Here is a 15,723-nt window from a genome sequence, read left to right on the forward strand (position 1 = left end):
CTGCGGCGATGCCGCCTCCTGACATCCCGCAGACCCTCCAGCCCATGCGGCTGCAGCCCGCCACCTCCGCGTGGAACGCCTTCCAGCGCTGGCGTCACCACCTCACCGTGCCGCAGTTCACGGTCGTCACCGGGGCACTGGTGATCGCGGCCGGCACGGTGGTGCTCTCCAGTCCCCTCTGCTCCACCGAGGACGTGGGCCTCTGGGAAGCGCTGTTCACGGTGACCTCGGCGATCACGGTGACGGGGCTGTCGGTGATCGACATCAGCCGCGATCTCACCCCCTTCGGCCAGGTGACCCTGGCCGGCCTGATCATCACCGGCGGCCTGGGGCTGATGGCCATCACCACCTTTCTGCAGGGCTTCGTGCAGGGCCATGGCGGACTGCGCAACCGCCTGGACAAGGGGCAGTGCCTCGATCAGTTCGGCGTGGGGGGAATCGGCCCCACCTTCAACAGCATCCTGCTGACCGGCAGCTGCGTGATGGGGCTCGGCACGGTGGTCCTCTACAGCTTCGGGTTCACCGACATCGCCAACCCCCTGGAGCGCTTCTGGGCCTCCCTGTTCCACGCGATCAGCGCCTACAACAATGCGGGCTTCGGGCTCTGGAGTGACAGCCTCGAGCGCTACCGCGACAGTGCGGTGGTGAATGGGGTGATCGCCACGATGATCGTGATCGGGGGCATCGGCTGGCGGGTGATCAACGATCTGTGGGCCAACCGTCAGCGGCTGCGGGGCCTGAAGCGCCTGAGCCTCCACTCTCGCCTGGTGCTGCGCTCCACCCTGCTGCTGGTGGTGTTCGGGGCGCTCGGTCTCCTCTTCACGGAACACTTCGCCACCGGCGGGGTGATGGAACCCCTGAGCTGGGCACAGCGAATCCAGGTGACCCTGTTCCAGTCGATCACCTCCCGCACGGCCGGCTTCAACAGCGTGCCCATCTCGGCCGCCACCTTTTCCGATGCCGGGCTGCTGCTGGTGATCGTGCTGATGTTCATCGGCGCCAGCCCCGGGGGGACCGGCGGCGGGATCAAGACGACCACCTTCGCCACCCTGATGGCCGCGACGCGCTCCACCCTGCAGGGGCGCCAGGAGGTGGTGATCCATCGCCGTCAGATTCCCGACAGCGTGGTGCTGCGCGCCATCGGGGTCACCATCGCCTCGCTGATCTTCGTGCTGCTGATGGCGCTGCTGCTCGGGCTGGGTCCCACGGCCGCGGGGGTGCCCAACGGCACGAGCTTCAGCTTTCTGGAGAAGCTCTTCACCTGCATGTCGGCCTTTGCCACCGTCGGGCTCGATGTGGGGGTCACCGCCGAGCTGAACCGCTGGGGTCAGCTGGTGCTGATGGTGGGCATGTTCGTGGGCAGACTTGGGATCCTGCTTCTGCTCACGGCGTTGTATGGCAGCCGTCGCCACTCCCGGGTGGGCTATCCCCGCGAGGAGCTGTTCATCTAGATGGCTCCTGGATGTGGCCCCTGTCGCTTGCTCCTGAATCGCTCGCCCCTGCTCCAAGATCGGTCGGGTCAGGCCCGCCCCCCTCAACCCGGTCGCGTCACGTCCGGCCGCCTCAACCCCCTGCCCATCCGCTTCGCCGTGATGGCCCATGCTTGGACCCACCCCCCTGAACCATGAGCAACTGGTGGCACTGGAATCCCGCTGAGAGCCGCGTCAAGGGCAGCTTCGCGGTGATCGGCGTCGGGCGTTTCGGCTCGGCGGTCTGCATCGAGCTGAGCAGGGCCGGGGCCGATGTGCTGGCGATCGACAATTCCCAGCGGGCGATCGACGAGCTGAACAAGATCGATCCTTCGATCACGGCGCGGGTGCTGGAGAGCACCGATGAGGAGGCCCTGCGGGCGGCCGGGGTGCTCGATGTGACCACCGTGGTGGTGGCGATGAGCGAACCGATCGAGGTGAGCATCACCGCCACCCTGATCGCCAAGGACAGCGAAGGCAGCCGGGTGCAGCAGGTGATCGCGCGGGCCACCAACGACCTTCACATGAAGATGCTGCAGCGGGTGGGGGCGGACCGGGTGATCTTCCCCTCCAAGATGCAGGGACAGCGGCTGGGGCTGGAGCTGGTGCGGCCCAACCTGCTCGACCGGCTGCGGCTCGACGACCGCAACAGCATCGAGGAGATCCGGGTGCCGGGCCCCTTCATCGGCCATTCCCTGCGGGATCTCAACCTCCGCAAGAACTACAACGTGAGCGTGCTGGCCGCCGGTCCGGACAACCAGCTCACGGTGAATCCGCCGGCCTCCCATGTGCTGCAGAAGGGCGAGCTGCTGGTGGTGATGGGGGCCACCGACGACCTGGCGGAGCTGCCGGGCAGCTAGGCCGGCCGCCCCGGGACTCGCCGAGTCGTAAGCCCGATCGACAAACCGTAGATTGGCCGCGCCTGCGGCCCCGGCCCCGATGCCTCTGATGCCGTCCCTGCTCACGCCGGGGGCCCTGATCACCCTGGCGGTGCTGGCCCTCTCGGTGGTGCTGTTCATCAGCGGCTGGCTGGCTCCCGAGGTCACCGGCCTGCTGGCCGTGGGGCTGCTGATGGCCACCGGGGTGCTCAAACCCGCCGAGGCTCTCGAGGGGTTCGGCAGTCCGGCCCTGCTGACCCTGATCGGCCTGTTCGCCCTGGCGGCAGGGCTGTTCCGGTCCGGAGGACTGGACCGGCTGCGCGGCCTGATCGGCTCGGATGCCGTGCGCAGTCCCCGCCGGATGATCCTGCTGCTCTCGGCCGTGGTGGCGCCGGTCTCCGCCTTCGTGCCGAACACGCCGATCGTGGCCTCCCTGCTCCCGGTGGTCGAGGGCTGGTGTCACCGGCGCCGGATCTCCCCCTCCAAGGTGCTGCTGCCCCTCTCCTTCGCCACGGTGCTGGGGGGCACCCTGACCCTGCTGGGCAGTTCGGTGAACCTGCTGGCCAGCGAAGTGAGCAACAAGCTGGGCTACGGCGCCTTCGGCCTGTTCAGCTTCACCGGCATCGGCCTGGGGGTGTGGCTCGGCGGCAGCCTCGGGATGGTGCTGCTGGCCGATCGCTTCCTGCCGGATCGCGGCAGCAATGACGACGACCTGGTGGGCAGCTTCTCGAGGAGCGGCTACCTCACCGAGGTCCAGATTCCACGCGGCTCCGAACTGGTGGGCCAGTCGCTGCACGGCAGCCGGCTGCAGCGGCGCTTTGATGTGGACGTGCTGGAGCTGCACCGCGGCCAGGAGCGGTTCCTGCCGCCGCTGGCCGACCGGCGCCTGATGCTGGGAGACCGGCTGGTGCTGCGCTGCACCCGCGACGATCTGCTGCGGCTGCAGCAGGAACACACCGTGGTGCTGGCCCCCACCCCCGAGGAGGAGCCCGCCCTGGACCCCGCAGACCCCCAGAACGGCCAGCGGATGGTGGAGGTGCTCCTGCCGGCCGGCTCGACCCTGACGGGCGACTGTCTGCGGGATCTGCGCTTCCGCCAGCGGTACAACGCCACGGTGCTGGCCCTGCGGCGCGGCAACGCCGTGCTGCGGGAACGGCTGGGTCAGGCCGTGCTGCGAGAGGGGGACGTGCTGCTGCTGCAGGGCCCGAAGGATGCCATCCGCGGCCTGCAGGCCAACAACGACCTGGTGGTGCTCGAACAGCTGGAGGATGACCTGCCGACGGTGAGCCGCAAGCGGGTGGCAATCGCGATCGCCGTGCTGGCGATCCTGCTGCCGGGCCTGAAGCTGCTGCCCCTCGTGGCGGCCGTGCTGCTGGGCACGGTGGCGATGGTGGCCACGGGCTGCCTGCGGCCCGGCGAGCTGCAGCGTGCCATCCGTCTGGATGTGATCCTGCTGCTGGGCTCCCTGGCCAGCTTCAGCGTGGCGCTGGAGAAGACCGGCCTGGCGGAGATTCTGGCGGCCTCCCTGCTCGGCTCCCTGCGGAACTGGCCCCTGTACTGGGCCCTGGTGGCGGTGTTCCTGTTCACCACCCTGCTCACGGAGGTGATGAGCAACGCCGCCACGGTGGCCATGCTCATCCCGGTGGCCGCCAAGCTCGCCGTCGGCCTGGGCATCCCGCCCATGGCCGGCATCTTCACGGTGCTGTTCGGGGCCAGCCAGAGCTTCCTCAGCCCGGTTGGTTACCAGACGAACCTGATGGTGTTCGGACCCGGGCGCTACAGGTTTCTCGATGTGGCCCGCTATGGCTTTCCCCTCACCCTGATGATGAGCCTGCTGGTGCCCTGGCTGGTGCTGCTGCAGTTCGGCCTGTGACTGGTGGGCCTCGATCCACGCAGCCCCGCGTCTCAGACCCGCGCTTCAGACCCGGCGCTGCGGCAGCCAGCGCAGGGTCTGCCAGACGAGGAACACCAGCACGACGGGCACCACGGCGACCAGGGAGACCAGCCGGAATTCATCACTCAGCGGACTGGTGATGCTGCTGAGCACCTGCTCGGCCAGGTAGAGGCCGTAGAGGAGCACGAGAATCCCACCCTCGAGCCGGGTGATCACCCCCCGGGTCCAGAAGATCGGCAGACAGGCCAGGGTCGTGGCCACCATGATCGGCAGATCGCGGCTCACCATCACGGGGTCCACCGCCAGGCCCCGTCCCCCCGAGAGCAGGGCGCAGGACCCCAGGATCAGGAACTGGTTGAGCAGATTGCTCCCCACCACGTTGCCGATCGCCAGATCGGCCTTGCCGCGGTAGGCGGCCACCACGGAGGTGACCAGCTCGGGCATGGAGGTGCCCGCCGAGACGATCGTCAGACCGATCACCGTCTGGCTGACGCCGAGCGCCACGGCCGCGTCGACCGCCCCCTTGACGAGCAACTGCGATCCCAGCACCAGCAGCACCAGTCCGCCACCGAGACGGAGCGATGCCCCCAGGGGACTGCCCGACTCACTGGCGTCGAACTCACCGACCTCCTCGGGGTTTTCGCCTGCCGTGCGGGCTTCCCACACCAGATTGATCACCAGGCCCACCAGCAGCGCCAGACCCGCCTGCCAGGAGAGGCGGTTGCCCGAGGCCATCCCCCACACCGACATCGACAGGGCCAGGAGCAAGGGCACATCGCGGCGCACCAGCCGGCTCTTCACCCGCAGCGGCACCACCACGGCACTGAGGCCCAGCACCACCAGCACATTGAAGATGTTGCTGCCGACGACATTGCTCACGGCAATGGCATCGTCCCCTCGCAGGGTGGAGATGATGCTCACGAAGAGTTCAGGGGCGCTGGTGCCCAGCGAGACCACGGTCAGGCCGATCACGATCTGGGGGATGCCCAGCAACAGGGCCAGGGCCGTGGCACCGGCCACAAAGAATTCGCCGCCGCCGAACAGCAGCAGAATGCCCACCACGATCAGCAGCAAGCTCGGCAGGAGGGCCATGGGGGCTCTGGGGAGCGAAAGGCGTTGCGCCAGATTCTGCAGGCCAGGAGGCCCCGGAACGGTGCTGAGCAAACCAAGGCCAGCGTTTCCAACCGAAACGCCCTGCCTCAGCCGCCTCTGACCAGGGCACGCGCCATCCCCAGGACGGCCGCCAGGGCGATCAGCCCCGTCACCCCCCAGCCCCCCCGCAGCAGCAGCGCCAGGGCCGCCAGCGCGAGCCCCAGCCCTGCCGGCTGCAAGGTGCCTTCGGGCCACAGCACCGGCCCGGCGAACAGCACCGCGAGGCTGGCGATCACCCCCACCACGGCCGCCGTGATGGCCGTGAGGGGGGCGTCCAGCCGCAGGTCGCCCCGGCTGGCCTCCACCAGCGGGGCCCCCGCCAGGATGAAGCCGAAGGACGGCAGAAAGGTGAACCACACCACCACCAGGGTGGCGGCGACCGCCCCCAGCCACGGCGAGGCCGGAGCGAACAGCCCGCTGCTCCACCCCCCCATGAAGCCCACGAAGGCCACCACCATGATCAGCGGCCCCGGGGTGGTCTCCCCGAGCGCCAGGCCATCGACCATCTGGGCGGCGGAGAGCCAGCCGAACTGCTCCACCGCCGCCTGGGCCACGTAGGGCAACACCGCGTAGGCCCCGCCGAAGCACACCAGAGCCACCTGGGTGAAGAAACGGGCCATGACGGCCAGGAGGCCGTTCCAGCCCCCGATCAGGCTGAGCCCCGCCAGGGGGACGCCGAAGGCCAGCCCCCAGAGCAGCATCACGGCAGCCAGGGAAGCTCCGCTTGCCCGGGCATGGGGTGGCGTGGCGGTGGCGTCGTCATGCAGGGCGGGCGCAGCCTCCACCGGAGAGATCGGGGCCTCCGCCAGCCCCGGGGCCGGCGGATCGGGAAGCACGACCCAGCGCGGCCGCCAGCGACCGGCCAGCCAGCCGGCCAGGGCCGCCAGGACGACCACCAGGGGGTAGGCCATCCCCACCACCGTGAGGCCGAGAAACGACCCCAGGGCCAGCAGGGCCAGAAAGGGGTGATGCAGGGTGCGCCGACCCAGCCGCCAGGCGGCCTGCAGCACGATCGCCAGCACGGCGGGCTTGAGCGCCCAGAACACCGAGGCCAGCAGGGGAAGCGTTCCCCAGAGGGCATAGACGGTGGCCAGGCCGATCAGCAGCCCCAGGGCGGGCAGCAGGAACAGACCCCCGGCCACCAGCCCCCCCATCACCCCATGCATGAGGAACCCGAGGTAGGTGACCAGCTGGGTGGCCTCGGGCCCGGGCAGCACCATGCAGTAATTCAGAGCGTGCAGGAAACGCCGCTCGGAGAGCCAGCGCTGGTCCTCCACCACCTCCCGGTGCAGCAGGGCGATCTGGCCGGCGGGGCCACCGAAGCTGACCAGGCCGAGCCGGAACCAGACGCGGGACGCTGCGGCCAGGGTCACGCCATCGGCCGGGGCCATCGGGATCGCACCACGATCGGGTCAGGGCTCCATCCTGGAGGAAACCCCTGAGGCTGCCGTCTGCCGGAAAAAGTACGCCACCAGGATCGGAGAACGAGGGAAGTGCTGCCCTAGCGACTTCCACATTCCCCACCAGCACGCCGTTGTTTGACTGCCAGAATGGGGTGGTACCGACCCTGCCGATGGCTTTCAGCGCCAAAACCGAGTACGGCCTGGTGGCCCTGATCGAGCTGGCCGGGGTCCATGGCAGCGGAGGCCTGCTCCAGACCGCCGAGATCTGCCGCCGCCATGGCATCCCGGAGCGCTACCTGGAGCAGATGCTGACCAGCCTGCGCAAGGCCGGGATTCTGCGGAGTGTGCGCGGACCACGGGGAGGGTTCCAGCTCAACCGCGCACCGGACACGATCAGCGTCGCCGAGGTGATCGCCTGCCTGGATGGCGATCGGCAGGGCAGTCCGGCCCCGGATCGGGAGGGGCTGGTGTTCCGCGTGCTGGCCTCGCTGGAGAGGAAGGTGGAACAGGCACGGCATCAGGTGCTCAGCACCGTCACCCTGGCCAAGCTGGTGGAAGAACGGGACAGCCAGCTGCAGGCTTCGGCGATGTTCTACATCTGACTGGCGTTCTCCATCTGACTGGAGTCCTCCCCGGCACAGCCGGTTCGGGGCTTTCCGCCCAGGGGCGGGGACATTGGCGAGGATGGGGAGGCCTTGCTCTGCCCCCATGACCAACCTGGCGATTCCAGCGCTGGTGACGATTGCCGCGCTGCTCGTCTACCAGGTGGCCGCCCTGGCCGTGGGCCGGGCCCGGGTTCAGTACAAGGTCAAGCCCCCTGCCATGACGGGGCCAGCCGAGTTCGAACGGGTGGTGCGGGTTCAGCAGAACACCCTGGAGCAGCTGGTCTTCTTCCTGCCCAGCTACTGGCTGGCCAGCCTGCTGGGCAGGGGCAGCGTGGCCGACGTGCTGGGGATTCTCTGGGTCGCCGGCCGCATTGCCTATGCCGTGGGGTACATCCAGGCTCCCGAGAAGCGGGGCCCGGGCTTCGGCATTGCCTTTCTCAGCAGCGCGGCCCTGCTGGTGATGGCCCTGGTCGGGGCGCTCGGGGCGCTCGGCTGAAACCGGCCCGGGGGGGTGCCCGGCGCAGGGAATCAGCGCTGGCCCAGCAGCTCTTCCCAGGTGAGCGGATTGTGCCCCGAGCCGCCCTGGGCCGCGGCACCGCCACGGGAACCGAGCTGAATCGGGCAGCTGGGATAGGTCGGCTTGCCGGCCCGCCCTGGGGCGAGCAACGAGCGCTGAAGCGAGGGGTTGGAGAAGAAACGGTTGGCCATGGACGTGGACGATCGGATATGGATTGCGCACCGGGACAACCGGGACCCTGACCGCAGCAGCGGTGGTTCCGTGAAGCCACATCAGGTCGAGACACGACCTGTGGATCTGCCCCCAGGAAGCGCAGGGAGCGTCTGGTGCTGGATCCGGCCTGCGCAAGCGTTTCAAGCTTGCCGGCTTCTGCCGGACACTTCACCATAACCCCCATCTGCCCCGTGGCCATGGGGTCGGCACAGGTCGAGGGCGGCGAGGGCGCACTGGAGCGAGGGAGCCAGCGGCCGGTGCTGCCGCAACCGCGGACTCCAGAGGCGGCCGCTGCGCAGCTCCTCGAGGCTGGCCAGCACCATGTCCTGGCCCTCCAGGAGCGTCAGCGACGCCAGCGGCACGGGCAGGGAGGCACGGAAGACGTGGGCGATGCGCTGGCTGTTGTGGTGCCAGAACCAGAAGGGCAGGGGGGATGGAGCCCACCAGTTGATCTCCTCCAGCAATTCCCGGCGCACCGCCTGGGCAGCGGTCTCTCCCGGGTCGAGATGGCCCCCGAACAACCCCCAGGCTCCCGGGGCCACGATGCCGGGGATGTCGTCGCGGAGCTGGAGCAGCCAACGCTCCTGACGCTCCAGCACGGCCAGGGCCACTTCCACGGTCATGGTTCTCGCGCTGGCACGCAGCTGATGGCAGACAGGGCACGGGGAGATCCTCAGGCAGCGAAGGCCTGGAGGGCCAGCGGCCGGGACGCGGCGGCGTTCCTAGGTTGAGGCCATCCCAAGGGAGGCACGCGATCCATGCTCCCTGCCCTGCCCCGCCGCTCCTTCCTCACCCTGGCGGCTGCCGCCACCGGGATGGTGCTGATCGGCCGCTCGGGCCTGAGCCGTCCCGGCACGGCTCCCCCGGCCAGGTTGCCCGCACGGCTGCGCTCCGTGGACGGCCGCCTGGAGCTCGATCTGGTCGCTGAGGTGCGGAACCTGCCCATTCCGGGGGTGACAGGGCCCGTGCTCACCTACAACGGCCTGCTGCCCGGTCCGCTGCTGGAGGTGAGACCCGGGGATCGGGTGCGCCTCCAGCTGCACAACCGTCTGGGCCAGCCCACCAACCTGCACTACCACGGGCTGCACATTCCGCCCGATGGCCAGGCCGACAACGTCTTCCTCAGCGTGCCGCCCGGGGGATCCCAGACCTACAGCTTCACGATTCCGCCCGACCATCCGGCCGGCACCTTCTACTACCACCCCCATCGCCACGGCCACGTGGCCGATCAGGTCTTCGGTGGTCTCGGGGGGGTGCTGCTGGTGCGGGGGGGCCTCGACGACCTGCCGGAGCTGGGCGCCGTTCCCGACGAGGTGCTCTTCCTCAAGGACCTTCCCGCCGACGGCCTCACGGCGGCAAGCGGCGGGGGCTTCGGCATGGGGCCCGGCATGGGGCCCGGTATGGGTCGTGGTATGGGTCCCGGCATGAACACCATGCTCGGCCGCGAAGGGTCGGTGCTCACGGTCAACGGGAGCCTCGCGCCGGACCTGGCGATCGCCCGCGGCGGCCTGCTGCGGCTGCGCCTGGTGAACGGCTCCAATGCCCGCATCTGGCGCCTCGCCCTGGAGGGCCACCCCTTCCATCTGATCGCCACCGATGGCGGCGCCCTCGAGGCCCCCGTGGAGCTCGAGGAGCTGCTGCTGGCTCCAGGGGAGCGGGCCGAGGTGCTGGTGCGGGGCGATCGGGAGGGGGGCCGCTTCCGGCTGCTGGACCTTCCCTACGACCGCCTGCAGGGGATGGGAGGGCGCGGCATGGGTGGGGGCGGCATGGGTGGGGGGCCCTGGGGCTGGGGCCATCACGGCGGCATGGGGCGGAGGGGGCCGGGCCGCGGGGACTCCGCGCAGAACCCGGCGGTCCTGGCCACCCTGCGCTACGAGGGATCGGTGGCCCCGATGGCCCTGCCACGGAAGCTGCTGGCGGTCGAGCCCCTGCCGGCCCCCTCACGCACCCGACACTTCAGGCTCAGCCACGCCATGGCACCAGGGCTGGGGATGGCGTTTCTGATCAATGACCGCGCCTACGCCCATGACCGGGTCGACACCACGGTGCGGCTGGGGGAGACCGAAGACTGGGTGATCACCAACGACGGGGTGATGGATCACCCCTTCCACGTGCACATCAACCCCTTCCAGGTGATCAGCCGCCAGGACATCCCCAGTGCCCACTGCGCCTGGAAGGACGTGGTGCTGGTGCGTCCCGGCGAAACCGTGCGGCTGCGGATCCGCTTCCGGGACTTTGCCGGTCGCACCCTGTACCACTGCCACATCTTCGACCACGAGGAGCGCGGGATGATGGGGATCCTGGAGATCGCCTGAGGTCGCCCTCCCCCTGGCTACGGGGCTCACTCCCCCCAGCGGCGCAGCAGGTTGGTGTAGCTGCGGCTGATCAGATCGAACACCTCGCTCTTGCCCTCCTGCCGGAAGAGCGCCCGGCGGGCTGTGTCGAGTTCGAACAGCAGCTCGCGCTGATCCGCATGGCGCACGCGGCTCTGAATCCAACCCACCGCCACCAGGCGCTCTCCCCGGGTCACGGGCTCGACCCGGTGCAGCAGGGTGCTGGGGTACACCAGGGCATGCCCCGCCGGCAACCGCAGGGCCTCCTCCCCGGATGGCGACTCCAGCACTAGCGCTCCCCCCGCGTAGGCGGCCGGATCACTGAGGAACAGGGTGAAGGAGAGGTCACTGCGGCCCTCCGCCATGAAGGCATTGTCCACGTGACGTCCGTAGCCCTCCCCAGGCCCTGAGCGGCTGAACAGCAACCCGTGCACCCTCAGGGGCAGGGCGGCCGACTGGATGAGGGGGTGGTGCAGCAAGGGCTCGAGCACCCGCGGAGCCAGCCGGGCCTGGAGCGCAGAGGTGCGGTCGAGCTGGCGGTTGTGCTTGACGGTGCGCGCATGCCAGCCGGCGGTCTCGGCACCGGGACGCCAGGCGTCGGAATCGGCCAGCAGGGCGCTGCGGAGGTCCTCCAGCTGACGGGCCTCCAGCAGCGGCTCAAGCGTGAAACGCATCGGATGTGACGAAAGGCACCCAGGGGTGTCGCAAAAGCGCAGCTCCCCTGGCGCAGCACCTCCAACAATGGACCAGCCTCAGTGTCATGCCATGGCCCGCCCCAGCCTTGCCCTCTTCCTCGCCACCGCTGGTCTGGTGGCCGCCACCGTGGGCTGCGGCAAGGCACCGGAACCCATGGAGGGCGGTGAACAGGGGGGCAAGCAGATGGAGACGGTCGTTCCCGGCAGCTCACCGGCCGAGCAGAACGCCGAAAAGGACAACGAGGGCGGCGAAGGTGGGGAAGGCGGCGAAGGTGGTGAGAGCTGAGACGGCCTGAGCATCGCGGAGAGCCCGCCAGGCGGCTCAGGGCTCGACGCCCCAGGGTCCCCAGCCCGATTCGCGGAAGATCCGATACGCCACCGTTGAATTGACGATGGGATCCAGGAGCTGCTCGGGGCTGTGGATCCCCATGGCCGCCATCAGCCGGCGGTTGGCGATGTAGTGGATCTGGAACAGGCCGAAACAGTCGCCGGCACAGCCACGGGCTGTTGGCGAGAGGCCACTCTCGAGATGGGCCAAGCGGATGGCGCTGTCGATGTGCTCCTCCGGCCAGACCTGGCGGATCGCCGCGAGGGCATTGGCGCGGGGAGTCTCGTTGGCCAGAACCCGGGACGGGATCGCGGCCCCGAGAAGGCCCAGGCCCGTGAGCAGCAGCAGGGTCAGAGGGCGGCCTAAGGGCCGGAGCAGCAGGGCCATCTCCAGCAGGAGCGATGGACCGGAACGTACCGGGCCCCATGGGTTCAGGCCAGGGGCTGCCTACGATCGAGCCGCCAGAACCGGGTGCCCTGCAAGTGGCGGATTGGTCGAGGATGGTCCTCTCCTGGACGGGCCTGCTGCTGGTGCTGTTCCTGGTGCTGCACCTGGGCGGTGTTGCCCTGGCGGTGGTCGCCCCGGCCCCCTTCGAGCGCTACGCGGCCCACCTCCACCAGGCCCCCTGGCTGCCGGCCGCGGAGCTCGCCCTGCTGGCGGTGGCCCTGGCCCACATCGGCCTGAGCCTGCACAAGGCCTGGGGCAACGCCAGGGCCGGCAACCGCGCGCGCCTGAGCAGCCGTCGGCGGGACCCGCTGGCCGCCTGGGCAGCCCGGTTCCAGGCGGGGGGAGGGGCCGTGCTGCTCGGGTTCCTGGTGGTGCATCTCGTCCAGCTGCGCTGGCCGCGTCCCTCCGCCGGCCTGGAGCTGGCCGCCCTGCAGGAGGTGCTGCGGCAGCCGGCGCTGCTGCTGCTGTACGTCTGCGGCGCACTGGCCGCCGGCCTGCACCTCTTCCATGGCGGCGAGGCCGCCCAGCGGAGTCTGGGGTTGCTGAGCCCGTCGAATGCCCTCGCCATCCGCCTGAGCGGACGGAGCCTGGCCGTGCTCGTCGGCGGCGGCTTTGCGCTGGTGGCTCTGATGCTCGGAATCCCGGCGTGGGTCGGTGTCCAGCCATGAGCGGACTTCCCGATCCCCGCCTGCCGGCCGGACCGCTGGCGGAGGCCTGGCGACGAACCCGGGAATCGCTGCCGCTGATCAGTCCCCTGCGCAAGCGCGGGCTGGACGTGCTGGTGGTGGGCACCGGCCTGGCCGGCGCCTCGGCAGCGGCCACCCTGGCGGAACAGGGCTATCGGGTGAAGGTGCTCACCTTCCACGACAGCCCGCGCCGGGCGCACTCCGTTGCCGCCCAGGGAGGCATCAACGCCGCCCGCCCTCTGGCCGTCGATGGGGACAGTGTCAGCCGCCTGTTCGCCGACACCCTGCGGGGCGGCGACTTCCGGGCCCGGGAGGCCGGCTGTCACCGGCTGGCGGAGATCAGCAGCTCCATCATCGACCAGTGCGTGGCCCAGGGGGTGCCCTTCGCGCGGGAATACGGCGGCACCCTGGCCACCCGCAGCTTCGGCGGCGCCCTGGTCAGTCGCACCTTCTATGCCCGCGGGCAGACCGGCCAGCAGTTGCTGTACGGGGCCTACCAGGCCCTGATGCGCCAGGTGGCGGCTGGGCGGGTCGAACTGCTGCCCCGCCGCGATGTGCTCGATCTGGTCACGGTGGAGGGCGTGGCGCGCGGGGTGGTCTGCCGCCATCTGCTGACCGGCGCGCTGGAGGTGCACACCGCCCAGGCGGTGGTGCTCGCCACCGGCGGCTACAGCAACGTCTATTTCCTCTCCACCAATGCCCTCAAATCCAACGCCAGTGCGATCTGGAGGGCGTATCGCCAGGGAGCCCTGTTCGCCAATCCCTGTTTCACCCAGATCCACCCCACCTGCATTCCCAGCGGCGATGCGTACCAGAGCAAGCTCACATTGATGAGTGAAAGCCTGCGCAACGACGGCCGCGTCTGGCTGCCCTGGCAGAAGGAGGACACCCGTCCGCCGGCAGAGATTCCCGAGACCGAACGGGATTATTTCCTGGAGCGCCAGTATCCGGCCTACGGCAACATGGTTCCGCGGGATGTCGCCTCCCGCCGCGCCCGGGAGCTCTGCAACGCCGGGTATGGCGTGGGTCCGGGAGGACGCTCGGTCTACCTGGATCTGCGCGATGCGATCAGCGATCAGGGGGAGGCGGTGATCACTTCCCGCTACGGCAACCTCCTCGAGATGTACGAGCGCATCACCGGTGACGACCCCTGCACCACCCCGATGCGCATCTACCCGGCGCCCCACTACACGATGGGGGGCCTGTGGGTCGACTACAACCTGATGAGCTCCATCCCCGGACTGTTCGTGCTGGGTGAGGCGAATTTCTCCGAACACGGTGCGAACCGCCTGGGAGCCAGCGCCCTGATGCAGGGCCTGGCGGACGGTTACTTCATCGCCCCCGCCACGGTCACCGCCTGGCTGGCGGGGCATGGCACGTCCGGGGTGGCGGCCGACCACCCCGCCTGCCGTGACGCTCTGGCCCGGGCTCAGGAGCGCATCGCAGGGATGCTGCAGGTGCGGGGATCGACGCCGGTGGATGTGTTCCACCGTGCACTGGGGAGCGTGATGATCGAACGCTGTGGCATCAACCGCGAAGCGGAGGCTCTGACGGCCGGCCTGGCGGAGGTTGCGGCGCTCGAGCGCCGCTTCCATGCCGAGGTGAGCATCCCCGGCAGTGCCGAAGGCCCGAACCCTGAACTGGAGAAGGCCCTGCGGGTGGCGGATTTCCTCGGGCTGGCCCAGCTGATGCTGTTGGATGCCCTGGCACGGGAGGAATCCTGCGGTGCGCACTTCCGCTCGGAGCACCAGACACCGGAAGGCGAGGCACGCCGGGATGACGAGCACTTCGCCCACATCGCCGCATGGGAGTACCGAGAGGCGACGGATCCCATCCGCCACAGCGAGCCGTTGACGTTCACGGCATTGCAACCCAGCACCCGCAGCTACCGATGAGCCGCACCCTCAACCTGAAGCTGCGCATCTGGCGCCAGGAAACCCCCGAGGGCCCCGGGGCCTTCCGCGCGTACGAGCTGGTGGGGCTGTGCGTGGACCTCTCGCTGCTGGAAGCGCTCGATCACCTCAACGAACAGCTGATCGCCGCCGGTGAGCGGCCGGTGCACTTCGACCATGACTGCCGGGAGGGCATCTGCGGCAGCTGCGGCTTCCTGGTGAACGGCCAGGCCCATGGTCCCCAGGCCGCGACCACCGTCTGCCAGCTCTACCTGCGCCAGTTCCGGGATGGGGACTGCCTCACCCTGGAGCCATGGCGGGCCCGGGCGTTCCCGCCGATTCAGGATCTGGTGGTGGACCGCAGCGCCCTGGACCGCCTGATCGCAGCGGGGGGCTACTGCTCGGTCAACACCGGACAGGCCAGCGATGGCAACGCCCTCCTGGTGGGCCGCGACCAGGCGGCCTCGGCCTTCGCGACCGCCGCCTGCATCGGCTGCGGGGCCTGCGTGGCCAGTTGCCGCAATGCCTCAGCCAGCCTGTTCGTGGCCGCGAAGCTGGCCCACCTGGGCCAGCTGCCCCAGGGACAGCCCGAGCGGGCCAGGCGGGCCAGCTCGATGCAGGCCCAGATGGCGGCGGAGGGCTTCGGGAGCTGCAGCAGCAACCTGGAATGCGAGGCCGTCTGCCCCAAACAGATCTCCGCTGACTGGATCAGCTGGATGCACCGGGAGGGCAGGCCCCCCCTGGGCAAGGCCGCTCAGGGTTGATCGAGGAGTCCCGCAGGTGCCGGGGCCGAACCAGCGCGCGGCTGGTTCAGCAGCGCCAGCACCTGATCGTCCCGTAGCTGCTCGAAGTGCTCGTACCAGAGGCCGACGGCGCGGAGATCGTCGACGACGGCCAGGGCCTCGAAGCGATCCACCAGCTGCGCCAGCTCGGAGGCGATGGCGCGGTCGACCACCGGCACGGCGAGCACCAGCGAGGCCGGGGCGAGCCTGCGGAGCGAGAGCAGGGCCGCCTTCACGGTCATGCCGGTGGCGATGCCGTCGTCCACCACGATCAGCGGCCGGCCGCGCAGCTGCTCCCCCGGCGGATCACCGAAGACCTCCTGGCGGCGCCTCAGTTCCTCCTCCTGCTCCCGCAGCCAGCCATGCATCCTGGCCGTGGTGGCCCGGCGGATCGCCCCGTCCCCGTTGCGCCACACCACCACCCCACCG

Annotated in this window: 16 protein-coding genes and 1 pseudogene; 10 read left to right on the plus strand and 7 right to left on the minus strand. The window is 69.8% G+C overall.

Annotated features, from left to right (window positions below; translation table 11 throughout):
* Positions 1-8: 8 nt before the first annotated feature.
* The 3 genes from ACLNEE_RS10960 to ACLNEE_RS10970 all read left to right on the plus strand — a co-directional run bounded on the left by ACLNEE_RS10960 (position 9) and on the right by ACLNEE_RS10970 (position 4,220).
* Positions 9-1,451, plus strand: a complete 1,443-nt coding sequence (locus ACLNEE_RS10960; protein WP_411422785.1) for a potassium transporter TrkG — start codon at positions 9-11, stop codon at positions 1,449-1,451.
* Between the two features lie 173 nt (positions 1,452-1,624).
* A complete protein-coding gene (locus ACLNEE_RS10965; RefSeq protein ID WP_411422786.1) occupies positions 1,625-2,329 on the plus strand; it encodes a potassium channel family protein in 705 nt (234 codons plus the stop codon).
* Between the two features lie 88 nt (positions 2,330-2,417).
* Positions 2,418-4,220, plus strand: coding sequence for an SLC13 family permease (locus ACLNEE_RS10970; protein WP_411422787.1), 1,803 nt, complete (start codon positions 2,418-2,420; stop codon positions 4,218-4,220).
* Positions 4,221-4,265: 45 nt separating this feature from the next.
* Here the strand turns inward: ACLNEE_RS10970 and ACLNEE_RS10975 are convergent, their stop codons facing one another.
* Both ACLNEE_RS10975 and chrA read right to left on the minus strand, forming a co-directional pair.
* Positions 4,266-5,333 (minus strand): calcium/sodium antiporter, encoded by a 1,068-nt coding sequence (locus ACLNEE_RS10975; RefSeq protein WP_411422788.1) that lies wholly within the window; start codon positions 5,331-5,333, stop codon positions 4,266-4,268.
* A gap of 107 nt (positions 5,334-5,440) precedes the next feature.
* A complete protein-coding gene (gene chrA, locus ACLNEE_RS10980) occupies positions 5,441-6,784 on the minus strand; it encodes a chromate efflux transporter (RefSeq protein WP_411422789.1) in 1,344 nt (447 codons plus the stop codon).
* 182 nt (positions 6,785-6,966) lie between these two features.
* Between chrA and ACLNEE_RS10985 the strand changes: the two genes are divergently transcribed.
* The gene (locus ACLNEE_RS10985) at positions 6,967-7,398 is read left to right on the plus strand and encodes an RrF2 family transcriptional regulator (RefSeq protein ID WP_411422790.1); all 432 of its coding nucleotides are present in this window, start codon (positions 6,967-6,969) and stop codon (positions 7,396-7,398) included.
* 106 nt (positions 7,399-7,504) lie between these two features.
* Positions 7,505-7,897, plus strand: coding sequence for an MAPEG family protein (locus tag ACLNEE_RS10990; protein WP_411422791.1), 393 nt, complete (start codon positions 7,505-7,507; stop codon positions 7,895-7,897).
* A gap of 32 nt (positions 7,898-7,929) precedes the next feature.
* Here the strand turns inward: ACLNEE_RS10990 and ACLNEE_RS10995 are convergent, their stop codons facing one another.
* Together ACLNEE_RS10995 and ACLNEE_RS11000 are read right to left on the minus strand one after the other, a co-directional pair.
* Entirely contained in the window at positions 7,930-8,109 is a 180-nt protein-coding gene (locus ACLNEE_RS10995) for a hypothetical protein (RefSeq protein ID WP_412007093.1), read from the minus strand.
* 162 nt (positions 8,110-8,271) lie between these two features.
* A complete protein-coding gene (locus tag ACLNEE_RS11000) occupies positions 8,272-8,754 on the minus strand; it encodes an NUDIX hydrolase (protein WP_411422793.1) in 483 nt (160 codons plus the stop codon).
* Positions 8,755-8,889: 135 nt separating this feature from the next.
* On the opposite strand from ACLNEE_RS11000, the gene ACLNEE_RS11005 reads away from it, so the two are divergent.
* Entirely contained in the window at positions 8,890-10,446 is a 1,557-nt protein-coding gene (locus ACLNEE_RS11005) for a multicopper oxidase family protein (RefSeq protein WP_411422794.1), read from the plus strand.
* A gap of 26 nt (positions 10,447-10,472) precedes the next feature.
* On the opposite strand, the gene ACLNEE_RS11010 is transcribed toward ACLNEE_RS11005, so the two are convergent.
* Positions 10,473-11,138, minus strand: a complete 666-nt coding sequence (locus ACLNEE_RS11010; protein WP_411422795.1) for a Fe2+-dependent dioxygenase — start codon at positions 11,136-11,138, stop codon at positions 10,473-10,475.
* 91 nt (positions 11,139-11,229) lie between these two features.
* Here ACLNEE_RS11010 and ACLNEE_RS11015 point away from each other — a divergent pair, with 91 nt between their 5' ends.
* Positions 11,230-11,445: a hypothetical protein gene (locus tag ACLNEE_RS11015; RefSeq protein WP_412007094.1), complete on the plus strand. Its 216-nt coding sequence runs from the start codon at positions 11,230-11,232 to the stop codon at positions 11,443-11,445.
* 36 nt (positions 11,446-11,481) lie between these two features.
* Here ACLNEE_RS11015 and ACLNEE_RS11020 read toward each other — a convergent pair whose 3' ends face one another.
* Entirely contained in the window at positions 11,482-11,874 is a 393-nt protein-coding gene (locus tag ACLNEE_RS11020; protein ID WP_411422797.1) for a transglycosylase SLT domain-containing protein, read from the minus strand.
* Positions 11,875-11,987: 113 nt separating this feature from the next.
* Here ACLNEE_RS11020 and ACLNEE_RS11025 point away from each other — a divergent pair, with 113 nt between their 5' ends.
* The 3 genes from ACLNEE_RS11025 to ACLNEE_RS11035 are packed head-to-tail and all read left to right on the plus strand — an operon-like array spanning position 11,988 to position 15,276.
* Positions 11,988-12,602, plus strand: a complete 615-nt coding sequence (locus tag ACLNEE_RS11025; protein ID WP_412007095.1) for a succinate dehydrogenase/fumarate reductase transmembrane subunit — start codon at positions 11,988-11,990, stop codon at positions 12,600-12,602.
* Positions 12,599-14,515 carry a fumarate reductase/succinate dehydrogenase flavoprotein subunit gene (locus ACLNEE_RS11030; protein WP_411422799.1) on the plus strand — a complete coding sequence of 639 codons (1,917 nt, stop codon included), beginning with the start codon at positions 12,599-12,601 and terminating at the stop codon, positions 14,513-14,515. The genes ACLNEE_RS11025 and ACLNEE_RS11030 overlap by 4 nt, the downstream gene beginning before the upstream one ends.
* The gene (locus ACLNEE_RS11035; RefSeq protein ID WP_411422800.1) at positions 14,512-15,276 is read left to right on the plus strand and encodes a succinate dehydrogenase/fumarate reductase iron-sulfur subunit; all 765 of its coding nucleotides are present in this window, start codon (positions 14,512-14,514) and stop codon (positions 15,274-15,276) included. Before ACLNEE_RS11030 ends, ACLNEE_RS11035 begins: the two co-directional genes overlap by 4 nt.
* On the opposite strand, the pseudogene ACLNEE_RS11040 reads toward ACLNEE_RS11035, so the two are convergent.
* Positions 15,267-15,723 (minus strand): annotated as a pseudogene (locus ACLNEE_RS11040) (hypothetical protein); the annotation flags it as partial. The gene ACLNEE_RS11035 and the pseudogene ACLNEE_RS11040 overlap by 10 nt on opposite strands.

This window comes from Aphanothece stagnina RSMan2012 (genome assembly GCF_046764815.1).
GTDB lineage: Bacteria > Cyanobacteriota > Cyanobacteriia > PCC-6307 > Cyanobiaceae > NIES-981.